Annotated in this window: 21 protein-coding genes and 2 rRNA genes; 4 read left to right on the forward strand and 19 right to left on the reverse strand. The window is 71.4% G+C overall.

Annotated features, from left to right (window positions below; all coding sequences use genetic code 11):
* Nucleotides 1–13 precede the first annotated feature (13 nt).
* From AB0E91_RS08750 to hemB, 3 genes are all read right to left on the reverse strand, one after another.
* Nucleotides 14–1,183 carry a hypothetical protein gene (locus AB0E91_RS08750; RefSeq protein ID WP_361777193.1) on the reverse strand — a complete coding sequence of 390 codons (1,170 nt, stop codon included), beginning with the start codon at nucleotides 1,181–1,183 and terminating at the stop codon, nucleotides 14–16.
* A 188-nt stretch (nucleotides 1,184–1,371) separates the two neighbouring features.
* Nucleotides 1,372–1,740, reverse strand: a complete 369-nt coding sequence (locus AB0E91_RS08755; protein ID WP_361777196.1) for a hypothetical protein — start codon at nucleotides 1,738–1,740, stop codon at nucleotides 1,372–1,374.
* Between the two features lie 119 nt (nucleotides 1,741–1,859).
* Nucleotides 1,860–2,852 (reverse strand): porphobilinogen synthase, encoded by a 993-nt coding sequence (hemB, locus tag AB0E91_RS08760; protein WP_361777199.1) that lies wholly within the window; start codon nucleotides 2,850–2,852, stop codon nucleotides 1,860–1,862.
* A gap of 134 nt (nucleotides 2,853–2,986) precedes the next feature.
* On the opposite strand from hemB, the gene AB0E91_RS08765 reads away from it, so the two are divergent.
* On the forward strand, nucleotides 2,987–3,547 hold the full coding sequence (locus AB0E91_RS08765; RefSeq protein ID WP_361777202.1) for an alpha/beta hydrolase: 561 nt from the start codon (nucleotides 2,987–2,989) through the stop codon (nucleotides 3,545–3,547).
* Nucleotides 3,548–3,607: 60 nt separating this feature from the next.
* Here AB0E91_RS08765 and AB0E91_RS08770 read toward each other — a convergent pair whose 3' ends face one another.
* From AB0E91_RS08770 to AB0E91_RS08790, 5 genes are all read right to left on the reverse strand, one after another.
* A complete protein-coding gene (locus tag AB0E91_RS08770) occupies nucleotides 3,608–5,314 on the reverse strand; it encodes a bifunctional uroporphyrinogen-III C-methyltransferase/uroporphyrinogen-III synthase (protein ID WP_361777205.1) in 1,707 nt (568 codons plus the stop codon).
* Complete coding sequence (gene hemC / locus AB0E91_RS08775) at nucleotides 5,311–6,270, reverse strand: hydroxymethylbilane synthase (RefSeq protein ID WP_361777208.1); 960 nt, start codon at nucleotides 6,268–6,270, stop codon at nucleotides 5,311–5,313. Before hemC ends, AB0E91_RS08770 begins: the two co-directional genes overlap by 4 nt.
* Nucleotides 6,267–7,985, reverse strand: coding sequence for a glutamyl-tRNA reductase (locus AB0E91_RS08780; RefSeq protein ID WP_361777211.1), 1,719 nt, complete (start codon nucleotides 7,983–7,985; stop codon nucleotides 6,267–6,269). Before AB0E91_RS08780 ends, hemC begins: the two co-directional genes overlap by 4 nt.
* Entirely contained in the window at nucleotides 7,982–8,761 is a 780-nt protein-coding gene (locus AB0E91_RS08785) for a redox-sensing transcriptional repressor Rex (RefSeq protein WP_361777214.1), read from the reverse strand. Before AB0E91_RS08785 ends, AB0E91_RS08780 begins: the two co-directional genes overlap by 4 nt.
* Nucleotides 8,762–9,015: 254 nt before the next feature.
* Complete coding sequence (locus AB0E91_RS08790) at nucleotides 9,016–9,297, reverse strand: glutaredoxin family protein (protein ID WP_361777399.1); 282 nt, start codon at nucleotides 9,295–9,297, stop codon at nucleotides 9,016–9,018.
* Nucleotides 9,298–9,403: 106 nt separating this feature from the next.
* Here AB0E91_RS08790 and AB0E91_RS08795 point away from each other — a divergent pair, with 106 nt between their 5' ends.
* The 3 genes from AB0E91_RS08795 to AB0E91_RS08805 all read left to right on the forward strand — a co-directional run bounded on the left by AB0E91_RS08795 (nucleotide 9,404) and on the right by AB0E91_RS08805 (nucleotide 12,843).
* The gene (locus AB0E91_RS08795) at nucleotides 9,404–10,324 is read left to right on the forward strand and encodes an HAD-IB family hydrolase (protein WP_361777217.1); all 921 of its coding nucleotides are present in this window, start codon (nucleotides 9,404–9,406) and stop codon (nucleotides 10,322–10,324) included.
* 355 nt (nucleotides 10,325–10,679) lie between these two features.
* Nucleotides 10,680–11,465 (forward strand): ECF subfamily RNA polymerase sigma factor, BldN family, encoded by a 786-nt coding sequence (locus AB0E91_RS08800; RefSeq protein ID WP_361777219.1) that lies wholly within the window; start codon nucleotides 10,680–10,682, stop codon nucleotides 11,463–11,465.
* A gap of 151 nt (nucleotides 11,466–11,616) precedes the next feature.
* Nucleotides 11,617–12,843 carry a DUF5667 domain-containing protein gene (locus AB0E91_RS08805; RefSeq protein WP_361777222.1) on the forward strand — a complete coding sequence of 409 codons (1,227 nt, stop codon included), beginning with the start codon at nucleotides 11,617–11,619 and terminating at the stop codon, nucleotides 12,841–12,843.
* Between the two features lie 77 nt (nucleotides 12,844–12,920).
* On the opposite strand, the gene AB0E91_RS08810 is transcribed toward AB0E91_RS08805, so the two are convergent.
* The 11 genes from AB0E91_RS08810 to AB0E91_RS08860 all read right to left on the reverse strand — a co-directional run.
* Nucleotides 12,921–13,958, reverse strand: coding sequence for a lysophospholipid acyltransferase family protein (locus tag AB0E91_RS08810; RefSeq protein ID WP_361777225.1), 1,038 nt, complete (start codon nucleotides 13,956–13,958; stop codon nucleotides 12,921–12,923).
* Between the two features lie 14 nt (nucleotides 13,959–13,972).
* Nucleotides 13,973–15,034 carry an NAD-dependent epimerase/dehydratase family protein gene (locus tag AB0E91_RS08815; RefSeq protein WP_361777228.1) on the reverse strand — a complete coding sequence of 354 codons (1,062 nt, stop codon included), beginning with the start codon at nucleotides 15,032–15,034 and terminating at the stop codon, nucleotides 13,973–13,975.
* Between the two features lie 198 nt (nucleotides 15,035–15,232).
* Nucleotides 15,233–15,331, reverse strand: a complete 99-nt coding sequence (locus AB0E91_RS08820; RefSeq protein ID WP_003948845.1) for an AURKAIP1/COX24 domain-containing protein — start codon at nucleotides 15,329–15,331, stop codon at nucleotides 15,233–15,235.
* A 132-nt stretch (nucleotides 15,332–15,463) separates the two neighbouring features.
* Nucleotides 15,464–15,673, reverse strand: coding sequence for a helix-turn-helix domain-containing protein (locus tag AB0E91_RS08825; RefSeq protein ID WP_093781815.1), 210 nt, complete (start codon nucleotides 15,671–15,673; stop codon nucleotides 15,464–15,466).
* Nucleotides 15,674–15,803: 130 nt separating this feature from the next.
* Nucleotides 15,804–16,619: a phosphatase gene (locus AB0E91_RS08830; RefSeq protein ID WP_361777231.1), complete on the reverse strand. Its 816-nt coding sequence runs from the start codon at nucleotides 16,617–16,619 to the stop codon at nucleotides 15,804–15,806.
* Nucleotides 16,620–16,740: 121 nt separating this feature from the next.
* A complete protein-coding gene (locus tag AB0E91_RS08835; protein WP_361777234.1) occupies nucleotides 16,741–17,913 on the reverse strand; it encodes an acetoin utilization protein AcuC in 1,173 nt (390 codons plus the stop codon).
* Nucleotides 17,864–19,075 (reverse strand): MFS transporter, encoded by a 1,212-nt coding sequence (locus tag AB0E91_RS08840; protein WP_361777237.1) that lies wholly within the window; start codon nucleotides 19,073–19,075, stop codon nucleotides 17,864–17,866. Before AB0E91_RS08840 ends, AB0E91_RS08835 begins: the two co-directional genes overlap by 50 nt.
* A 112-nt stretch (nucleotides 19,076–19,187) precedes the next feature.
* Nucleotides 19,188–19,925: a VC0807 family protein gene (locus AB0E91_RS08845; protein WP_361777240.1), complete on the reverse strand. Its 738-nt coding sequence runs from the start codon at nucleotides 19,923–19,925 to the stop codon at nucleotides 19,188–19,190.
* A gap of 93 nt (nucleotides 19,926–20,018) precedes the next feature.
* Nucleotides 20,019–20,663, reverse strand: a complete 645-nt coding sequence (locus tag AB0E91_RS08850) for an HAD family hydrolase (RefSeq protein WP_361777243.1) — start codon at nucleotides 20,661–20,663, stop codon at nucleotides 20,019–20,021.
* Nucleotides 20,664–20,737: 74 nt separating this feature from the next.
* Nucleotides 20,738–20,854: ribosomal RNA gene (rrf, locus tag AB0E91_RS08855) — 5S ribosomal RNA — on the reverse strand.
* Between the two features lie 86 nt (nucleotides 20,855–20,940).
* Nucleotides 20,941–21,014 (reverse strand): 23S ribosomal RNA (locus tag AB0E91_RS08860); the annotation flags it as partial.

Below are 21,014 nucleotides of genomic sequence, written 5' to 3' on the forward strand. Positions count from 1 at the left end.
TGGCCGTAACGCCTCAGGAGCGCGTGATCCTGCCGCAGTCGTCGCGGGGCACGGTCCCGCTCCAGTCGTACGGGTCGTGAGGGTCACCGGTCGACGGGGCGCCGGTGGGGGCGTCGCCGGGGAAGACGGGGTGGAGATAGCCGTCGAAGACGTCGCACTCGTTGTTGTAGCTGTACACGGACACCGAGCCGACCACCAACTTGCCCTTGGTGGAAACCCACTTGGCCGGATCGAGCAACGTCGTCGTCACGTCGCGGCGGACGATGGTACGAGCCACACGGCCGTCGCCGGAGCCACGCCGCACGAGCGGATAGACGAAGGTGTAGTCCGCATGCACCTTCACCTCGCCGGGGCGCCCCGCCGCGAAGGACATGTGGCCGCGCACCTTGACCACGTCACCGGCCGGCCGCACCCGCGCGTAGTCGAAGCGGCTGACGTACATGGCGGGGTCGTTCTTGGCGTCCGGGTCGCGCAGCGACCGCAGAATCTGCTGAACCGCCCCCGGCTGCTTGGGATCGAGAAGCGCCAGCGCCTTGTCGGGCCGCCCGCCGCGCAGAACCTCCGGGTCGAGGTTCGTACCGACGAGGTACTCCTTGGTGAGCCGCAGCGCGAGCGCCACATCGGCCTCGCTGAAGCCCTTGACCGCCTTGGCCTCCGGCAACTCGATCGCGTCCGCACCCTCGTCCCATGACTCCGCGGGCGAGCCGCGGAAGGGGTGCGCGAGGGTGGCCCCCTCGTCGGTGTCACCCGGAGCCGCACTGGGCAACGGCGAGGACGTGGCGCCGGCGCCCGCCCGCCCCCCGGGTAGGTGGTCCAGCAACAGAGAGGGCCGCAGGGCGATCAGACAGACCGCCACGGCCAGCACCACACCCAGCACCGCCCAGAGAGGCCCGCGCCGCTTCTCCTGCCGGGTGGGCCCGGTACGCCAGCCGGGAGGCTCCACGGGCGCCTGCGCGGCCTTGCCACGCCGGCCGAACCGCCGGCCCGCGGCGGCCGCGGCCTCCCGCTCCCCCTCCTCCCGCAACCGCCGCGCCACCATCCGCGCCCGGGCCGACGGCTCCTTCGGCCCCGGCGGCCCACCGCCCTCGACCGTGTCACGCAGAAACGCGTCCCACTGCTCGTCGGATATGGCCACGGGCTCATCGGGCTCGTCGGACCGTTCAGGGGGCGGGGCGGTGGACACGGGCTCACTCTCGTCGGGGTCAGAGGAGAAGCAAGATCACTGCCTAGTCGGTACAAGCGCCGTCCACAAGTCCCGCACAACATCCCGGCACAAGCCGTGACCGAACCGGTACGGCGCGGGGAACCGCCCAGACCGCGAGGTCGAGCACCCACACCATCGGGTCCATGTCTTTCAGCCACCTGAACCCATCAGGCTCCCTCAACACCCTGATCGAAGAAAGCGCCCTTCCTCCGCCTCTCATACGCGGCTTCGGCCCGCACCATCCACGCGTCCACCTCCATGGCCGTGGAAGGGAACCTCTCCTTCAGAGGCTCCGCCAGGTCGACGATCTCTTCCCAGGAATCGACCAGGTACGTCCCGTTCTCCAGTCCGATCGCAACGGCCACCCGGAAAGGATCGTCCGATCCAAGCCATTGCTTCCCTACTTCGATGATTCGAGCAGAGTCCTTGGCATCGATGATCCATGACATCGAGAGAAGCTGCTCAGAGATGTACCCCGGCGTGACATTCGCGGCCCGATGATCGACAAGGAAGTTCATGACGTCCTCAGCTTTCACGATCACAGCCTCCGGTACACGCGCCACTCGTACGGCGTCCGAACTGTACCCACGGCGCACCTGGCCCCGGTCACCCTCTGGAGGGGCGGCCGGGGCCAGGTCGTTGTCACGGCGGACGCCTACCGCAGCTTCTGGGCCACTTCAGTAGCCCAGTACGTCAGAATGTTCCGCGCCCCCGCCCGCTTGATCCCCGTCAGGGTCTCGAGGATGGCCCGGTCCCGGTCCAGCCAGCCCTTCTCGGCGGCGGCCTCGATCATCGAGTACTCGCCGGAGATCTGGTACGCGGCGACGGGCACGTCCACCGCGTCCGCGACCTTCGCGAGGACGTCCAGGTACGGCCCGGCCGGCTTGACCATGACCATGTCCGCGCCCTCGGCGAGATCCAGCTCCAGCTCGCGCAGGGACTCACGGAGGTTGGCCGGGTCCTGCTGGTACGCCTTGCGGTCGCCCTGGAGCGAGGAGGCGACGGCCTCGCGGAAGGGGCCGTAGAAGGCGGAGGAGTACTTCGCGGTGTAGGCGAGGATCGCCACGTCCTCGCGGCCGATCTGGTCCAGCGCGTCGCGGATGACGCCGATCTGGCCGTCCATCATGCCGCTCGGGCCGACGATGTGGGCGCCCGCGTCGGCCTGGACCTGGGCCATCTCGGCGTACCGCTCCAGGGTGGCGTCGTTGTCGACGCGGCCCTCGGCGTCCAGCACCCCGCAGTGGCCGTGGTCGGTGAACTCGTCCAGGCACAGGTCGGACATCACCATCAGGTCGTCGCCGACCTCGGCGCGCACGTCGCGCAGGGCGACCTGGAGGATGCCGTCCGGGTCGGTGCCGGTCGTGCCGAGCGCGTCCTTCTTCGACTCCTCCGGCACGCCGAACAGCATGATCCCGGAGATCCCCGCCTCGACGGCCTCCAGCGCGGCCTTCTTCAGACTGTCCCGCGTGTGCTGCACGACCCCGGGCATCGCCTCGATCGCCACCGGCTCGCTCACGCCCTCGCGGACGAACGCCGGAAGGATGAAGTCGGCCGGGTTCAGCCGCGTCTCCGCGACCATCCGCCGCATGACGGGCGAGGTCCGCAGACGCCGCGGACGCGTACCGGGAAAGGAACCGTACTTCGACATATCCCCTACGCTACGCCCGCCGGACCCGCGCCTTTGCCGACGCGATGTCGGACGCGAGGACGCTTCACACGGGCGCCGCACGGCCTTCCCCGGCTTGACCCTCACACCGGTGTCAGCCCGTACCGTCCTCCCCCATGACGACCGCACACCCCCGCGCCACGATCATCCACGGCTACTGCGCCACCCCCGGGGACCACTGGTTCCCCTGGCTCGCCGAGCGCCTGGAGGAGCACGGCATCCCCACCACCGTCCCCGCCCTCCCCGACACGGACAACCCCGGCCCCGCCCGCTGGACGACCGCCGCGGGCGCCGCCATCGGCACTCCCGGCGCCCACACCACGGTCGTCGCCCACAGCCTCGGCTGCCTCACCGTCCTGCGCCACCTGAGCGCCCTGGAAGGTCCCTGGCGACTGGGCAACCTGGTCCTGGTCTCCGGCTTCGTGGACCCGTTGCCCGCGATACCCGAACTGGACGCGTACATCGCCGGCGGCTGCGACCTCACCGCCCTCCCCGCCCACATCGACCGCCTCACGGTCCTCCGCTCGGACGCCGACCCCCTGGTTCCCACCCCCCACACCGACCACCTCGCCACCCTGCTCGGCACCACCGCCCAGGTGGTCCCCGGCGCGGGCCACTTCCTGGCGGACGAGGGGGTCACCGAGCTGCCCGAGGCGCTCAGGGCGATCAAGGTCTGACAAAGCGAGCGGGGTGCCCCCCGAAGGGAACACCCCGCCACACTTCCACTCAGCTCAGCCTCACGTCGTCGTACGACGCCTCCGCGCCCCCGGCCGCCGCTCGCTCGGCCGGGTCACCGGATCGCCCGCCTCCAGCGCGGCCGTGCGCCGCTTGGTGCCGAACGCGGCCAGCGCTTCCGCCAGCTTGTGCACGGACGGCTCCGGGGCCATCACGTCCACACGCAGTCCGTGCTCCTCGGCCGTCTTGGCGGTCGCCGGGCCGATGCAGGCGATGATCGTGACGTTGTGCGGCTTGCCCGCGATGCCGACCAGGTTGCGGACGGTCGAGGACGAGGTGAAGAGCACCGCGTCAAAACCGCCGCCCTTGATCGCCTCGCGGGTCTCCTGCGGCGGCGGCGAGGCACGGACGGTGCGGTAGGCCGTGACGTCGTCGACCTCCCAGCCCAGCTCGATCAGGCCCGCCACCAGGGTCTCGGTGGCGATGTCGGCACGCGGCAGGAAGACACGGTCGATCGGGTCGAAGACCGGGTCGTACGGCGGCCAGTCCTCCAGAAGCCCCGCCGCCGACTGCTCGCCGCTCGGCACCAGGTCCGGCTTCACACCGAAGTCGATCAGCGCGGCGGCGGTCTGCTCGCCCACCGCGGCGACCTTGATCCCCGCGAAGGCACGCGCGTCGAGCCCGTACTCCTCGAACTTCTCGCGCACCGCCTTGACCGCGTTGACCGAGGTGAACGCGATCCACTCGTAGCGCCCGGTGACCAGGCCCTTGACCGCGCGCTCCATCTGCTGCGGGGTACGCGGCGGCTCGACGGCGATGGTCGGGACCTCGTGCGGCACCGCGCCGTAGGAGCGCAGCTGGTCGGAGAGCGACGCCGCCTGCTCCTTCGTACGCGGCACGAGCACCTTCCAGCCGAACAGCGGCTTGGACTCGAACCACGACAGCTGGTCACGGCGGGCGGCGGCGGAACGCTCACCGACCACGGCTATGACCGGGCGCCCGCCGTCCGGGGACGGCAGCACCTTCGCCTGCTTCAGCGTCTGCGCGATCGTGCCGAGCGTGGCCGACCAGGTCCGCTGGCGGGTGGTCGTACCCGCGACGGTGACCGTCATCGGCGTGTCCGGCTTGCGGCCCGCCGAGACCAGCTCGGCCGCGGCGGCCGCGACGGAGTCCAGCGCGGTGGAGACGACCACCGTGCCGTCGGAGGCGCCGACCTCGGTCCAGCAGCGGGCGGAGGCGGTACGCGCGTCCACGAAGCGCACGTCCGCGCCCTGCGCGTCCCGCAGCGGCACACCGGCGTACGCGGGCACACCGGTCGCGGCCGCGACACCGGGGACGACCTCGAAGGGCACCCCGGCCCGGGCGCAGGCCAGCATCTCCTCGGCGGCGTCCGTGTCGAGGCCCGGATCACCGGAAACCGCACGCACGACCCGCCTGCCGCCACGCGCGGCCTCCATGACAAGATGAGCGGCATCCCGGGCAGCGGCCGGGGCCCCAACGGTTGTTGACGTGCCGTCAACAACCGTCAGCTGGGGTGCGCCCGCACCCGTGGACGCGTCCGCGGAGACCTCCGTCGGTACGACGGAGACGCCCGGGCGGGCGTGCGTCCGGATCACGTCGAGCACGTCGTGCTCGGCGACCAGGACGTCCGCGTTCCCCAGCGCCTCCACGGCGCGCAGAGTCAGCAGTCCCGGATCTCCGGGTCCGGCACCCAGGAAGGTGACGTGACCGTGTTCCGGACGGGCGGCGGGAAGGGTGGTGGGGCTCAAAGTGCTCGCTCCCCCATCAGACCGGCCGCGCCCTGGACGAGCATCTCGGCGGCGAGCTCGCGACCGAGCGCCGTAGCCTGCTCGTGCGTCTGGGGCACGGGACCGGTGGTGGACAGCTGCACCGTGCGCGAACCGTCGGTGGTGCCGACGACGCCGCGCAGGCGCATTTCCTTGACATGCGGCCCGTCGGCCAGGAGGTCGGCCAGCGCGCCCACGGGGGCGCTGCAGCCGGCTTCCAGGGCGGCGAGCAATGACCGTTCGGCGGTGACGGCGGCCCGCGTGGACGGGTCGTCGAGCTCGCCGAGTGCCGCGACGAGGGCAGCGTTGTCCGCTGCGCACTCGATCGCCAGGGCCCCCTGGCCGGGGGCGGGCAGAACCGTGTCGACCGACAGGAAGTCGGTCACCTCGTCGATCCGGCCGATCCGGTTGAGTCCGGCGGCGGCGAGGACGACGGCGTCGAGCCGCCCCTCGCGCACGTATCCGACGCGGGTGTCGATGTTGCCCCGGATCGGGACCGTCTCGATGTCCAGACCGTGGGCGCGGGCGTACGCGTTCAGCTGCGCCATGCGGCGCGGCGAACCGGTGCCGATGCGGGCGCCGCGCGGCAGATCGGTGAACTTCAGCGCGTCGCGCGCGACGATCACGTCCCGCGGGTCCTCGCGCTCCGGGACGGCCGCCAGGGCCAGCTCCTCGGGCTGGGAGGTGGGCAGGTCCTTGAGCGAGTGCACGGCGAAGTCCACCTCGCCGCGCAGCAGCGCGTCGCGCAGGGCGGTGACGAACACACCGGTGCCGCCGATCTGCGCGAGCGCCTCGCGGGAGACGTCGCCGTACGTGGTGATCTCGACCAGCTCGACGGGCCGGCCGGTCACCCGGCTCACGGCCTCGGCCACCAGCCCGGACTGGGCCATGGCGAGCTTGCTGCGCCTGGTCCCCAGCCTCAGTGCGTTGTCAGTCATGCCGGTCGGTCCTTCTCGTCTGTGTTGTCCACGGCCCGGGAGACGGCCGCTACCGTCTCGGGGTCGAGGTCGAACAGGGTGCGCAGCGCGTCCGCGTACCCGGCGCCGCCGGGCTCGGCCGCGAGCTGCTTGACCCGTACGGTCGGCGCGTGCAGCAGCTTGTCCACGACCCGGTGCACGGCCTGGCGGATCTCGCCGCGCTGGCGTGTGTCCAGGCCGGGCAGCCTGCCGTCGAGCCGTGCGATCTCGGCGGCGACGACATCGGCGGCCATGGTGCGCAGGGCGACCACGGTCGGCGTGATGTGCTGGGCCCGCTGGGCCGCGCCGAAGGCGGCGACCTCGTCGGAGACGATACGCCGGACCTGGTCCACGTCGGCCGCCATCGGCGCGTCGGCGGATGCCTCGGCCAGCGACTCGATGTCCACCAGCCGCACCCCGGCCAGGCGGTGCGCGGCGGCGTCGATGTCGCGGGGCATGGCGAGGTCGAGCAGGAAGACGGCGGGCGCCGGACGCGGGATCTCCGCGACGGGCTCGGGCTTGCGGTGCTCGGGGACGCGACCGATCGTGGCGGCGGTCTGGGCGAGCGCGTCGATCAGCCCGGCCTCGGCCCGCGTGTCCTCGACGGCCTTGAGCGCGCGGCCGGTGCCCTGCTCGCGCCGGTCCACGGTGCCGCCCGCGACCCAGGCCGCGTGCTGCTCAAGGGCGGCCGCGTCAAGTCCGGCCACGGCGGCCTCGCCGAGCACGGAGAAGCCGCTCGCGCCCTGCACGGCGGCGAGGTCCAGCGGGCAGTTCTCCTCGGTGCCGACGGTGGTCGGCGGCAGCGGCGCCTCGGCGGCGGGCGTACGGCCGCCGTCCGCGACCTCGGCGACGGGCGCGCCGGTACGGTCCTGGAGGGCCTCGGCGACGGCGTCGGCGGTGAGCACCAGGCCGGTGGCGCCGGTGCAGGAGACGACGACGTCGGCACGTGTCAGTTCGGCGGAGACGGCGTCCATGCGCACGGCACGCGCGGTGGCGCCCTCGGCGTCGGCGAGGATCTGCGCGAGCCGCTCGGCGCGCTCGAAGGTCCGGTTGGCGACGACGATCTCGGCGACCCCGGCGCGCGCGAGCGTCGCGGCGGCCAGCGAGGACATCGAACCGGCGCCGATCACCAGCGCCCGGCGGCCCTGGGCCCACGTCTCGACGTCCTCGCCGACGGACAGCTGCTCCAGGCCGAAGGTGACCAGGGACTGCCCGGCACGGTCGATGCCGGTCTCGGAGTGGGCGCGCTTGCCGACCCTGAGGGCCTGCTGGAAGAGGTCGTTGAGCAGGCGCCCGGCGGTGTGCAGCTCCTGGGCGCGGGCGAGGGAGTCCTTGATCTGGCCGAGGATCTGGCCCTCGCCGACGACCATGGAGTCCAGGCCGCAGGCCACCGAGAAGAGGTGGTGGACGGCCCGGTCCTCGTAGTGCACGTAGAGGTACGGCGTCAGCTCTTCCAGGCCGACCCCGCAGTGCTGGGCGAGCAGCGTGGACAGCTCGGCGACACCGGCGTGGAACTTGTCGACGTCGGCGTACAGCTCGATGCGGTTGCAGGTGCCGAGCACGGCGGCCTCGGCGGCCGGTTCGGCGGCGACCGTGTCCTGGGCCAGCTTGACCTGGGCGTCCACGCTCAGCGCGGCCCGCTCCAGCACGCTCACGGGCGCGCTGCGGTGGCTCAGTCCGACGACGAGGAGGCTCATGCGGGCATCACCGCGGGTACGTCCCCGTCCGGTCCCTGCTCAGCCGAGTGCCCGTGCCCGGCGGCGGCGCGCGCGGCGGCGGCGGGCAGCGCGCCGTCGTTCGCGGCGAGCTCCTCGCCCGCCTTGCGCTGCTCGTGGAAGGCGAGGATCTGGAGCTCGATGGAGAGGTCGACCTTGCGCACGTCGACGCCGTCCGGGACGGTCAGCACGGTCGGTGCGAAGTTCAGGATGGAGGTGACCCCGGCGGCCACGAGCCGGTCGCAGACCTGCTGGGCGGCGCCGGCCGGGGTGGCGATCACGCCGATGGAGACACCGTTGTCCTCGATGATCCGCTCGAGCTCGTCGGTGTGCCGGACCGGGATGCCCGCGACCGGCTTGCCGGCCATCGCGGGGTCGGCGTCTATCAGCGCCGCGACCCGGAAGCCGCGCGAGGCGAAGCCGCCGTAGTTGGCGAGGGCCGCGCCGAGGTTGCCGATGCCGACGATGACGACCGGCCAGTCCTGGGTCAGGCCCAGCTCGCGGGAGATCTGGTAGACGAGGTACTCGACGTCGTAGCCGACACCGCGGGTGCCGTACGAGCCGAGGTAGGAGAAGTCCTTGCGGAGCTTGGCGGAGTTGACTCCGGCGGCCGCGGCGAGTTCCTCGGAGGAGACCGTGGGGACCGAACGCTCGGACAGCGCGGTCAGGGCTCGGAGGTACAGCGGAAGCCGGGCGACAGTGGCCTCGGGAATCCCTCGGCTGCGGGTCGCCGGTCGGTGAGTTCGGCCAGTTGCCACGGTGCTCCTGCGGGTAGAGCGGGGCTGGCGGTCATGCGTCCCCGGACCGCCCCGTCGAAAGCAGGCTATGTCTTTGTGAACGTGTGCACAAAGATGGTGTCCGATTTGCCCGGCGAACGTGACCGGGGTCACGCGCCCTCTTCCCGGGGCTGTACCTGGGGGCAAAACTACACACTCCTCGCGAATCCCGCCCCCGAGACCAAACAGGCGTCCGATCCTAAGCGACGTTCCGGGTGTTCCGGGACGCCTGCGGACTACTTGGTCAGAGCCTTACGAAGGCGGCTCTCGTCCACCCGCCAGAAGGTGTGCTGCTCACCGTCGACGAGGACGACCGGGATCTGCTCCCAGTACGTGTCGTACAACTCACGGTCCTCCGTGACGTCCCGGCTCTCCCACGGCACGCCGAGGTCGCCGCAGACCTTCTCGATCACACCCTGGGCGTCCTCGCAGAGGTGGCAGCCGGGCTTGCGGATCAGCGTGACCAGGCGCTCCTGGGGCGCGGGCCGGCGCCGGAAGAGGGGACTCATGCCGCCCATTCTCACTCCGCTCATGTGCGCCCCTTAACAACAAGGCCGCGCAGAGTTCACGCCCTTCCAACGTCTCGGCTCCGAAGCGGCGTCACGGAATGGCTATGCTCACGCCATGGCCGCTCTAGGATGGCTCACCCCCCGTAGGCGCTCCGCCACCGCGCGGAGCGTGTTGGCAGGCGAGGCCTCGGCGGAGGCCGCCCGCAAGTCCGCACGGAACGCGCCGGAGCCGGAGACCGCCGAGCCGGAGTTCCCGGTACTCGGCGACGACCGCGCGGCCGCGTTCTTCGACCTCGACAACACCGTGATGCAGGGCGCCGCGCTGTTCCACTTCGGGCGCGGCCTGTACAAGCGGAAGTTCTTCGAGACCCGCGACCTCGTCAAGTTCGCCTGGCAGCAGGCGTGGTTCCGGCTCGCCGGGGTCGAGGACCCCGAGCACATGCAGGACGCGCGCGACTCGGCGCTCTCCATCGTCAAGGGCCACCGGGTGGCCGAGCTGGAGACGATCGGCGAGGAGATCTACGACGAGTACATGGCCGGCCGCATCTGGCCCGGCACCCGCGCCCTCGCCCAGGCCCACCTGGACGCGGGCCAGCGTGTCTGGCTGGTGACGGCCGCCCCGGTGGAGATCGCCCAGGTCATCGCCCGCCGTCTCGGCCTGACCGGCGCGCTCGGCACGGTCGCGGAGTCCGTCGACGGCGTCTACACCGGCCGCCTGGTGGGCGAACCCCTCCACGGTCCGGCGAAGGCGGAGGCGGTACGCGCCCTGGCGGCGGCCGAGGGCCTGGACCTCTCCCGCTGCGCCGCCTACAGCGACAGCCACAACGACATCCCCATGCTCTCCCTCGTCGGGCACCCCTACGCCATCAACCCCGACGCCAAGCTCCGCAAGCACGCCCGCGACAAGGACTGGCGTCTGCGCGACTACCGCACCGGCCGCAAGGCCGCGAAGGTCGGCATCCCGGCGGCGGCGGGCGTCGGCGCGGTGGCGGGCGGCACGGCGGCGGCCATCGCGCTCACCCGGCGTCGCCGCTGACCCCCTGTCGCCGCCGACCCCGGCGGACAAGCCCCAAGCCCGGTCCTGACCACTTCAGGACCGGGCTTTTCCGATGAATCGTTTCTCAAGTCGGCCGATTATGTGCGCCCGCCCCGGAAACGCCTCAGGTTCACAGGAATCGGCTGGTTTTCGGTCAGGAAACGATCAGAAACTGAAAGCCGACAAGGCGTCAAGTGGTAACAGAAGCAACGTAATCGACGATTTGAGCAACTGGGTGTAGCAGGGTCTACACGAAGCGTTATTCTCCTCAGACGCAAACCGGTACCCCTCCGTCGCTACGACGGGTGAACGGTCCCGTACTGCACGTGATGGAAGCTCTGCCTCTGGGAGTCCCGTGTACCCACACGTCGGGGTTGACGCCTCGGGCCTGGCTACGCTGCGCGCAACTGTCGCAACGGTCAAAGAGACGCTGCGCGGCCTCGTCCCCACCGCGCTCACCGTCCCCGCCCTCGCCACCGGCGCACCCCTGGGCCCGTGCTACGCACTGGCCGAGGGCAGCGCCGCCGTCGGCAGACGCGGCCGTACCGCGTCGTCCGGCGCGCCCGCCGCCCGCCGCCCCGCGGCGGACAGCGACAGCGCCCGCATGATGGACCTGGTCGAACGCGCCCAGGCCGGAGAGGCGGAAGCGTTCGGCCGGCTGTACGACCAGTACAGCGACACCGTCTACCGGTTCATCTACTACCGCGTGGGCGGCAAGGCCACCGCCGAGGACCTCACCAGCGAGACCTTCCTCCGCGCCCTGCGCCGCATCGGCACCTTCACCTGGCAGGGCCGCGACTTCGGCGCCTGGCTGGTGACGATCGCCCGCAACCTGGTCGCCGACCACTTCAAGTCCAGCCGCTTCCGACTGGAGGTCACCACCGGCGAGATGCTCGACGCCAACGAGGTCGAGCGCTCCCCCGAGGACTCCGTCCTGGAGTCCCTCTCCAACGCCGCCCTCCTCGACGCCGTACGACGGCTCAACCCCCAGCAGCAGGAGTGCGTCACGCTCCGCTTCCTCCAGGGCCTCTCGGTCGCCGAGACCGCCCGGGTGATGGGGAAGAACGAGGGCGCCATCAAGACCCTCCAGTACCGTGCCGTACGCACCCTCGCCCGGCTCCTGCCGGACGACGCCCGCTGACGCTGCGCAACCAGGAACGCCGCTCAACTCACGTTCCGTAAGCGTCAGTTGTCTTTCCGATCCGGTCATCCGCCGTCCGTAACCGAAGTGCCGAGCCGCTCGTTGTGCGGGATACAGGAGTCGACCGTCATGACGAGAGGAGGTGCCGCCAGTGATCGCGAACGTATCGGCGCACCGGCGGGCGAACGCCTTCGCCCAGGCCCTGGAGGAGCAGTCCGACCGGGACACGGCGGCCGAGCAGTCCGCAGCACGGGCGGGATCACCGCCGACCGAGGACCCCTCCGAGCAGGGGCTGTTGCTGTCCCTGACCAGAGACCTCGGCGCGCTGCCCCAACCGCAGCTCGACCCCGAGGTCAAGGTCGTCCAGCGCGCCCAGCTGGTGGCCGCGATGGAGGCCATGCTCCAGGAAGGCACCCTGGGCGGAGCCGCGGACACCTCGGTGCCCGGGCAACGGTCCCGGGGCGCCCACCGGGCGAGCCCACTGAGCCGACTGCGCCCCCGGTCGCGGCTGGCCAAGGGACTCACGGCGGGCGGACTCGGCCTCGGTGTCACCGCGAGCGCCTTCGGCGGCGTGGCGGCCGCCAGCACCGACGCCCTGCCCGGTGACCATCTGTACGGCCTCAAACGCGGCATCGAGGACTTCCGGCTGAACTACCTGAGCGAGGGCGACGGCGAACGCGGCCAGACCTACCTCGACCAGGCGTCCACCCGGCTGGGCGAGGCCCGCAGGCTGATGGAGCGCGGCCGCGGCGGCCACCTCGACCACGAGTCCATCGGTGAGATCCGCCGCACCCTCTCCGGGATGCGCCAGGACGTCACCGAGGGCCACCGCCTGCTGCACGCGGCCTACCAGGCCGACCCGAAGTCCCTCGGCCCCATCCAGGCCCTCTCGTCCTTCTCCCGCTCCCACCGCGAGGCATGGGCGAGCCTGAGCGACCAGCTGCCCGTGCAGCTGGGGGACGTCAAGGACCAGGTCTCCTCCGTCTTCGACGCCATAGACCAAGAGGTGGCCCCGCTGGAGTCCCTGCTCCCGCAGCCGCCCGTCACCGGCAGGCAGGGCGGAAAGCACGCCGCCACACCGACCAGCCCCTCCGGCACCCAGAGCCCGGCCAGGCCCAGCAAGCCCGGCAGCACCCCCACCGCCGGGGGCAAGCACGCGAGCCCGGGCAGCAGCCCCAGCGGTTCGGCCGCCGCCCGGGACGAAGGCCTGCTCGGCGGCAGCACCGGCGGACTGCTCGACCCGCCCAAGTCGGGCTCCGAGCAGGGCGGTTCCCCGTCCGCCGAGAAGTCCCCGTCGGCCAAGCCGGACGTCACCCTGCCGCCGCTCCTGCCGGGCCTGCTGCCCGGCCTGGGCATCGACAGCCAGGACTCCAACTAGCCGCGAACAGTACGACGGTGGGGCGCCCCTTTCCGAGCGGGGGCGCCCCACCGTCGCACGAAAAGCCGTTGTACGGCTCAGAAGAACACCGACCGCCGCTGCACCAGCAGCTTGTACAGCGTGTGCTGGATCTGCTCGCGCACCTGGTCGGTGAGGTTGAACATCAGCATCGGGTCCTCGGCCGCCTCCGGCGGATAGCCGTCCGTGGGGATCGGCTCGCCGAACTGGATGGTCCACTTGGTCGGCAGCGGGATCGCGCCGAGCGGGCCGAGCCAGGGGAAGGTCGGCGTCAGCGGGAAGTACGGGAAGCCGAGCAGCCGCGCCAGCGTCTTGGCGTTGCCGATCATCGGGTAGATCTCCTCGGCCCCGACGACCGAGCACGGGATGATCGGCGCCCCCTGCCGCAGCGCGGTGGAGACGAACCCGCCCCGCCCGAACCGCTGGAGCTTGTACCGCTCCCCGAAGGGCTTGCCGATGCCCTTGAAGCCCTCCGGCATCACCCCGACCAGCTCGCCCTGGCCGAGCAGCCGTTCGGCGTCCTCGGTGCAGGCGAGGGTGTGACCGAGCTTGCGGGCCAGCTCGTTGACCACCGGCAGCACGAAGACCAGGTCGGCCGCGAGCAGCCGCAGATGCCGCCCGGCCGGATGGTGGTCGTGCACGGCGACCTGCATCATCAGGCCGTCCAGCGGCAGCGTCCCGGAGTGGTTGGCGACGATCAGCGCGCCGCCCTCGGCCGGGATGTTCTCGATGCCCTTGACCTCGACCCGGAAGTAGTTGTCGTACACCGGCCGCAGCAGCGACATCAGGACCTGGTCGGTGAGTTCCTCGTCGTAGCCGAAGTCGTCGACCTCGTAGTCCCCGGTGAGCCTGCGGCGCAGGAAGGAGAGGCCGCGCGCGATGCGGCGGTCGAGGCCGCCGTCGTCCTCGTGCGGGCCGCCGCCCTGCGGCTCCCCCGTGGGTTCCTCGGGCACGGCCCGCGTCGGCAGCGGCTGGACCGGCGCGCTCTCACCGGCCCCGGCCGGCCTGCCGCCCATGCTCCGGCGCCGCTGCGGGCGGCCTGTGGAGCTTCCCCGGGAACGGTCGTCGTCGAACGGAATGACCTTGGCGTCCGCCATTGTTGCTGCGCTCCTCAGTTGGCGCCGGGCTGCGGGAAGGGGCCACCGCTTCTCGCGGTCAGCGCGGCGATCCGGTCGACGGCTCCCGCCAGCGCCTCCGGCGGCAGCAGGCCGGGGCCCTGGCCGTGCGCGAAGTCCGCGAAGGTCTCCGCGGTCGTGAACCTCGGCGCGAAGCCGAGCGTCTCGCGCATCTGCCCGGTGTCCACCACCCGGCCGTGGGTCAGCAGCCGGATCTGCTCCGGCGAGAAGTCCGTCATACCGAGCGTACGCACCAGGGAGCCCGCCCAGGTGACCGCGGGCAGCAGCAGCGGCACGGTGGGCCGCCCGAGCCTGCGCGAGCACTGGGAGAGCAGCAGCACGCCGTCCCCGGCGATGTTGAAGGTGCCGCTGTTGAGGGTGCCCCGGCGCGGCTCGTGCGAGGCGATCCGCAGCACCTCGATCACGTCGTCCTCGTGCACGAACTGCAGCCGCGGGTCGTAGCCGAACACGGTCGGCAGGACGGGCAGCGCGAAGTAGGAGGCGAGCGGGGTGTCCGCCGTCGGCCCGAGGATGTTGGCGAACCGCAGCACGCACACCGCCACGTCGGGGCGGCGCCGGGCGAACCCGCGCACGTAGCCCTCGACCTCGACGGCGTCCTTGGCGAAGCCGCCGCTGGGCAGCGATTTGGCCGGGGTGGTCTCGGTGAAGACGGCCGGGTCGCGCGGGGCGGAGCCGTAGACGTTGGTGCTGGACTTCACCACGAGCCGCTTGACGGTGGGCGACTTCTGGCAGGCACCGAGCAGCTGCATGGTGCCGATGACGTTGGTCTCCTTGACCGTGGCCCGGCTGCCGCCGCCGAGCGCGGTGCCGGTCACGTCCATGTGGACGACCGTGTCGGCGCCGGTCTCCGCGAGCACGCGGGCGATCGTCGGCTGCCGGATGTCGGCCTGGATGAACTCGGCGCCGCCGAGATGGTGCGCGGGCGGCACGGCGTCCACCGCGATCACGCGGTCCACGTCGGTGTCCCGCTGAATGCGGCGCACGAACCGGCCGCCCAGCTGCCGGGCCACTCCGGTGACGAGCACGATCTTCCCCAAGACCAGCGCCTTCCTTCCCGACCTCGCGCGAAACCCGGCTCTCCGCCCGCGTTCCCCGTGTGCGGCCAACCTATCGGGTCGGTGTTGCGCCACGATGACCACACGGGCCCGGACATGCCGAACGGCCCCGGACATGCCGATGGCCCTCCGCCCGCAGAGGGACGAAGGGCCACCGACCGCGCTTTCGCGGCGCGCCGCTTACTTCTTGTTGCGACGCTGAACGCGCGTGCGCTTGAGCAGCTTGCGGTGCTTCTTCTTAGCCATCCGCTTGCGCCGCTTCTTGATAACAGAGCCCACGACTACCCTCGCTCACTTCTCATGACTCGGTTGCTGGGCGCCATGGGCCCATACGACCTACGAGGGGACAGCCTACCCGCCCGGACGCCAGGGTCGTAATCGAGGTGTTCCGGGAAGATCCACTGGCCGTCGTCAGGCCGTTTCCACCCCCACATAGCTCTCGCGCAGATACTCGTGGACCGCCTGCTCGGGGACGCGGAAGGACCGCCCCACCCGGATCGCGGGCAGATGACCGCTGTGCACCAGCCGGTACACGGTCATCTTCGAGACTCGCATGACCGAGGCGACTTCCGCCACGGTAAGGAACTGAACCTCGTTCAGAGGCCTCTCACCAGCTGCCATGACCACACCTGAACCTTCCGCACTCGACGGCCACCGGCTTCCCCTTCCGGTGACTCTTCGTCGTTGCGTGCTCACTCCCCAATGTAGGGGCGGGTGATGCGAGTGGGGAAGAGGTGGACGCATCGGCGGCCTACTGTGACAGACAGGCCCGTTTGAGTACGTAGCGGGTGAGCGGGCGGTAGTGACTAGACCGCACGGCGTCGTCAAGCGGAACGACGACGGACACCGTCCCCTCGGCCTGGCCGACGAACGGCGCGGGGTCGTCGGAGTCGGCCAGCCCGATCGCCTCGAACCCCAGCTGACCTGCGCCGCAGACCCACCCGTGGTCCCCGACGACCAGCCCCGGCAACGGCTCGCCGGCCTCCGCCAGGGCGGCCAGCGCGAGCCGAACCGGCAGCGGGGAATGGCTGTGCGCCCCCGGCTCACGCCCCGGGCGCCCGGTACCCGCTTCCCGCACCAACGCAACACCTCGTACGTAGTCGAGGCGGTGCGTGCGTAGACCGAACCGGGTCAATATGTCGACACAGCGACCCTGCGCCGGGGTGAGCACAACACATCCCGCCGCCGACATCGCCGCCGCCAACCCGGCGTAGAAACCGAGCAACGCGCCCGGATGCCCGGTGCCGAACAGCACCGGCACCCCCCGCCGCACCGCCGCCCGCAGCCGCCCCGCGAAGGCGTCCAGCGCGGCCAGCGTCCGCTCCGGGTCGATCACGTCCGGCCCCGAGACACACCCCGGGTCGGGCGACACCCCGCACCGCTCCGCCATCAGGGCCAGCACCTCGCGCGGCCCCCAGGACCGTACGGGATCGATCCCGATCAGCACCCGCGGGTCGCACGCGGCGAACAGCCGGTAGCGGCGCAGGCTGTCCTCGCGCGCGGTGGCCACCTCACCGGCGAGCCGGGCGGCCAGCAGGTGCGCCCGCAGGGCACCGGTTTCCGACACGGCAGCGATGGTGGCCCATGAACGCGGCCCCGGCGACCGGAACGGCGGAAGACCGCACGGTCGGCCTAACGCCGAGCGCCTCCACCGGACACGGCCGACGAGCCCGCGCGGCCTCCGCCCGTCACGGCAGCAGCCCCCGCAGCGGGAACGCGGACCGCCGCGTCGCCAGCACCGCCTGGTCGAGGCGGTCGGCCGGGTCGTACCCCGCCGACCAGTCCCTGTAACCCACCGGCCAGCGCCCGTCCGTCATCCGCTGCGGCCCCAACTGCCGTGTCCGCGCGTACACTTCCTGCCGCCAGCCCTCCGGGATCACCGTCTCCGGATCGATCTCCCGGCCCGCCGCGATCCCCACCAGATGCGTCCAGGACCGCGGTACGACCTCCACCACCGCATAGCCGCCACCGCCCAGCGCGAGCCACTTCCCGTCCGCGTACGCGTGCGCCAGCTCGTGACAGGCCAGTTGCACCGCCCGCTGCGCGTCCAGCGACACCGCGAGATGCGCCAGCGGGTCCTCGAAGTGCGTGTCGGCGCCGTGCTGCGAGACCAGCACCTGCGGCCGGAAGTCCGCCAGCAGCTCCGGCACCACCGCGTGGAACGCCCGCAGCCACCCCGCGTCCCCGGTCCCGGCCGGCAGCGCCACGTTCACCGCCGCGCCCTCGCCCGCCCCGGCCCCGGTCTCCTGCGGCCACCCCGTCGCCGGGAACAGCGTGCGCGGATGCTCGTGCAGCGAGATGGTCAGCACCCTCGGGTCCTCCCAGAAGGCCGCCTGCACCCCGTCCCCGTGATGCACGTCCACATCCACGTACGCGACCCGCTCCACGCCCAGCTCAAGGAGACGGGCCACCGCCAGCGCCGCGTCGTTGTACACACAGAAACCGGCCGCGCCGCCCGGCATCGCGTGGTGCAGCCCGCCCGCGAAGTTCACCGCGTGCTCGACGTCCCCCCGCCACACCGCCTCCGCCGCCGCCACCGACTGCCCGGCGATCAGCGCCGACACCTCGTGCATCCCGGCGAACGCCGGATCGTCGACCGTCCCGATCCCGTACGACCCGTCCGCCGCGCGCGGATCGGCCGAGGCCGCCTTCACCGCGTCGATGTAGTCCTCGCGGTGCACCAGGCGCAGCGTGGACTCCCCCGCCGGAGGCGCCGCCACGATGTCCAGCTCCTTGTCGAGCCCGAGGGCCGACACCAGCCTCCGGGTCAGCTCCAGGCGCACCGGAGCCATCGGATGGTCCGGGCCGAAGTCATAGCCCGTTACTGCCTCGTCCCACATCAGCTGTGCGCGGCCGCTCATGCCCGTCACCGTATCGGTCGCCTCCGCCGTCGAACGACCGGGCGTACACCATGGTGACCAGCACCAGAGCCATCGGCACGAGCATCGCCCCGCGATAGCTCCAGGCGCCTCCGAGCGCCCCCACCAACGGCGAACCGACCAGGAATCCCACGTAGTTGAAGATGTTGAGCCGCGCGATCGCCGCGTCCGACCCCCCGGGGAAGAGCCTGCCCGCCGCCGCGAAGGTCTGCGGCACCAGCACGCACAGCCCGAGCCCGACCAGCGTGAACCCGAGCATCCCCGCCCACGCCCCGGGCGCCGCCGCGACCACCGCGAACCCGCCCGCCGCCACCAGCGCCCCCAGCCGCACGACCGCCACCGCCCCGAGCCGCCGCACCCCGAGATCCCCCAGCGCCCGCCCCACCAGCGTGGTCACCATGTACACGTTGTACGGCACGGTCGCCAGCTGCTCCGAACCGCCGAGCACGTCCTTGACGTACTTCGCGCTCCAGTTGGAGACCGTCGAGTCCCCGATGTACGCGAACGTCATCACCAGACACAGCGGCAACAGCACCCGGAACGCGACCCCGCCACCCGCACCGGCCGACTCCCCCGTCGACCCGCCGTCCCCGTCGACGTACCACCGGCTCCCCACCAGCGTCGCGGGCAACAGCACCAGGACCACGGGCAGATACGACACCCACAGCGCCAACTCCCAGTGCGCGCCCGCCCAGGCGAGCGAGGCACCGAGGATGCCGCCGAGACTGTAGGCCGCGTGGAAGCTCAGCATGATGCTGCGCCCGTACGCCCGCTGGAGACTCACCCCGAGCATGTTCATGGAGGCGTCCAGCGCCCCCACCGACAGCCCGAACACCCCCAACGCGACGGCCAGCTCCGCCACTTGGTCCCCGGCCCCGACACCGAGCAGCGCCAGCAGCACCACCGGCTGGGACCAGCGCAGCAACCGGCTGGGCGGTATCCGCCGCACCAGCCGCTCGGTGGCGACACTCCCGCACCCGGCGAGGACCGGCACGGCGGCGAGGAAGACGGGCAGCAGCGCGTCCGAGACCCCGTACCGCTCCTGGACGGCCGGGATACGGGTCACGAGCAGGGCAAAGGCGACGCCCTGGGTGAAGAAGCCGAACGCCAGCGAGGCCCTGCCGCGCCGCAGCACATCCGTCATGGCGGCGAGCGTAGGGCCCCGGGGTGCGCATGGGTAGATCCGGCCAAAGATGAGTTCCGCTCATCTTCGGCCGGATCGGTGGTCGGTGACCGGCTGTCGGCCGGACGCCGGATCAGGCGGCGACGGGGATGCTCCGGGCCGCACCCGCGGCCTCGGGGTTCTCGCCGGACTTCTTCGCCTCGTCGGCGAGGATCCGCTCCATCGGCTTGACCGCGACGGCACCGCTGACCATGAACGTCAGGACCATCACCCCGACCATCAGCACCCCGCCCAGCCAGACCATGGTGTCGACGGGCACGGTGTACGCCCCCACCACCCGCGCCACGCACTCGGCCAGCAGCGCCACCCCCCACACCACGGAGAAGGCCCGCTCCTTGCGCCGGAAGTCCGCCGACCCGGCAGCCCCGCCCGACACCAGCCGCTGCCAGGCACTCTCCTTGGCCGCGTCCCCCTTCACCAGGAAGGGCTTCATGCCCTCGGTCATCATCGGCCGGCCGAGCACCACGGAGACGAGGATGCCGATGGCGATCGTGCTGCTGACCGCGCCGTCCTTGGCGAGCATCAGCCGCGGATCGCCGGACACGAAGCTGAGCGCCAGCCCGACCACGTTCACGGTGAGGATGAGGAGCGCGAACGCGTTGGCGGTGCGCTCCCGCACCAGACTCCAGACGGTCCGCGCGGCGGGCACCACACTGCTCCAGGCGAGAGCGGCGAAGGTGCTCATCCCGAAGGCGTCCTTCAGGAGGTAGTACGCGCCGAGCGGCACCGCCACGTCCACGAGCAGCGGCTTGAAGTTCTCCAGCGCGCTCGGCTGCTGGTTCCGGCCCTGGTTCCCCGTCGTCTTCGTCATGCCCTCAGCTTCGCGGCCGAGGGCCCTCCGCCGACAGAAACGATCGTCCGGAGGTCCGCATGACAATTGTCAGCCCCCGGACGATGGCCCCCGTCATACCAGCAGGTCAGCCAACTCGCCCATGGTGGAGAAGAGTTGATTGGCACCGGCCAGCCTCTCGGCCGGGGTCATGGCGGTGAACCCGTACACGTCCATCCCGGCCGCCACGGCCGCCTGGACGCCCAGCGGGGAGTCCTCCACGACCAGACACCGCTCGGGGGCGACCCCCATCCGCTCGGCGGCGTAGAAGAAGAGGTCGGGCGCCGGCTTGCCCCGCCCCACGTCCTGCGAGCTGAAGACCCGCCCCTCCTCGAACCACCGGTCGAGCCCGGTCGTCCGGTGCCCCACCCGAATCCGCTCATGGCTCCCGGAGGACGCCACGCAGTACGGCACCCCGTCCGCGGCCAGCTTCTCCAACACGCCCTCGACCCCGGCGACGGCCCGCAACTCCCGCTCGAACGCGGCGAAGACCCGCGCGTGGAAGACGTCGTCGAAGTCCTCGGGAAGCCGCTGCCCGGTCCGCTCCAGAACCAGCTCGTGGATGCGGTGCATGGCCGAGCCCATGTAGTCCCGGATGGACTCCTCGTACGACGTCGGGTGCCCGAGCTCGGTGAGGTACGCGGCGAGCAACCGGTTGGAAATGGGCTCGCTGTCCACCAGGACGCCGTCGTTGTCGAAAAGAATGAGGTCGTAGCGCATATGCCAGACCCTATAAAGATCCCCAAACGCAGAAAACCCCCGCACCAATCGGTGCGGGGGTTTCCCTAAAATTTGTTCGGCGGCGTCCTACTCTCCCACAGGGTCCCCCCTGCAGTACCATCGGCGCTGTGAGGCTTAGCTTCCGGGTTCGGAATGTAACCGGGCGTTTCCCTCACGCTATGACCACCGAAACACTATGAAACTGTTTCAGCCGAACCATGTGTGGCACATGGCGGTGTTCGTGGTTTCAGAACCAACACAGTGGACGCGAGCAACTGAGGACAAGCCCTCGGCCTATTAGTACCAGTCAACTCCACCCGTTACCGGGCTTCCATATCTGGCCTATCAACC

The sequence above is a fragment of the Streptomyces sp. NPDC026659 genome (genome assembly GCF_040638245.1).
GTDB lineage: Bacteria > Actinomycetota > Actinomycetes > Streptomycetales > Streptomycetaceae > Streptomyces.

Bases quoted from the DNA above. Each gene is read 5' to 3' on its own strand.
- AB0E91_RS08825 (WP_093781815.1), bottom strand. From the start codon at position 15,673: ATGGCAGCTGGTGAGAGGCCTCTGAACGAGGTTCAGTTCCTTACCGTG.
- AB0E91_RS08765 (WP_361777202.1), top strand. From the start codon at position 2,987: ATGACGACCGCACACCCCCGCGCCACGATCATCCACGGCTACTGCGCC.
- AB0E91_RS08835 (WP_361777234.1), bottom strand. From the start codon at position 17,913: ATGAGCGGCCGCGCACAGCTGATGTGGGACGAGGCAGTAACGGGCTAT.
- hemC (WP_361777208.1), bottom strand. From the start codon at position 6,270: ATGACTGACAACGCACTGAGGCTGGGGACCAGGCGCAGCAAGCTCGCC.
- AB0E91_RS08840 (WP_361777237.1), bottom strand. From the start codon at position 19,075: ATGACGGATGTGCTGCGGCGCGGCAGGGCCTCGCTGGCGTTCGGCTTC.
- AB0E91_RS08790 (WP_361777399.1), bottom strand. From the start codon at position 9,297: ATGGGCGGCATGAGTCCCCTCTTCCGGCGCCGGCCCGCGCCCCAGGAG.
- hemB (WP_361777199.1), bottom strand. From the start codon at position 2,852: ATGTCGAAGTACGGTTCCTTTCCCGGTACGCGTCCGCGGCGTCTGCGG.
- AB0E91_RS08845 (WP_361777240.1), bottom strand. From the start codon at position 19,925: ATGACGAAGACGACGGGGAACCAGGGCCGGAACCAGCAGCCGAGCGCG.
- AB0E91_RS08810 (WP_361777225.1), bottom strand. From the start codon at position 13,958: ATGGCGGACGCCAAGGTCATTCCGTTCGACGACGACCGTTCCCGGGGA.
- AB0E91_RS08850 (WP_361777243.1), bottom strand. From the start codon at position 20,663: ATGCGCTACGACCTCATTCTTTTCGACAACGACGGCGTCCTGGTGGAC.
- AB0E91_RS08780 (WP_361777211.1), bottom strand. From the start codon at position 7,985: ATGAGCCTCCTCGTCGTCGGACTGAGCCACCGCAGCGCGCCCGTGAGC.
- AB0E91_RS08795 (WP_361777217.1), top strand. From the start codon at position 9,404: ATGGCCGCTCTAGGATGGCTCACCCCCCGTAGGCGCTCCGCCACCGCG.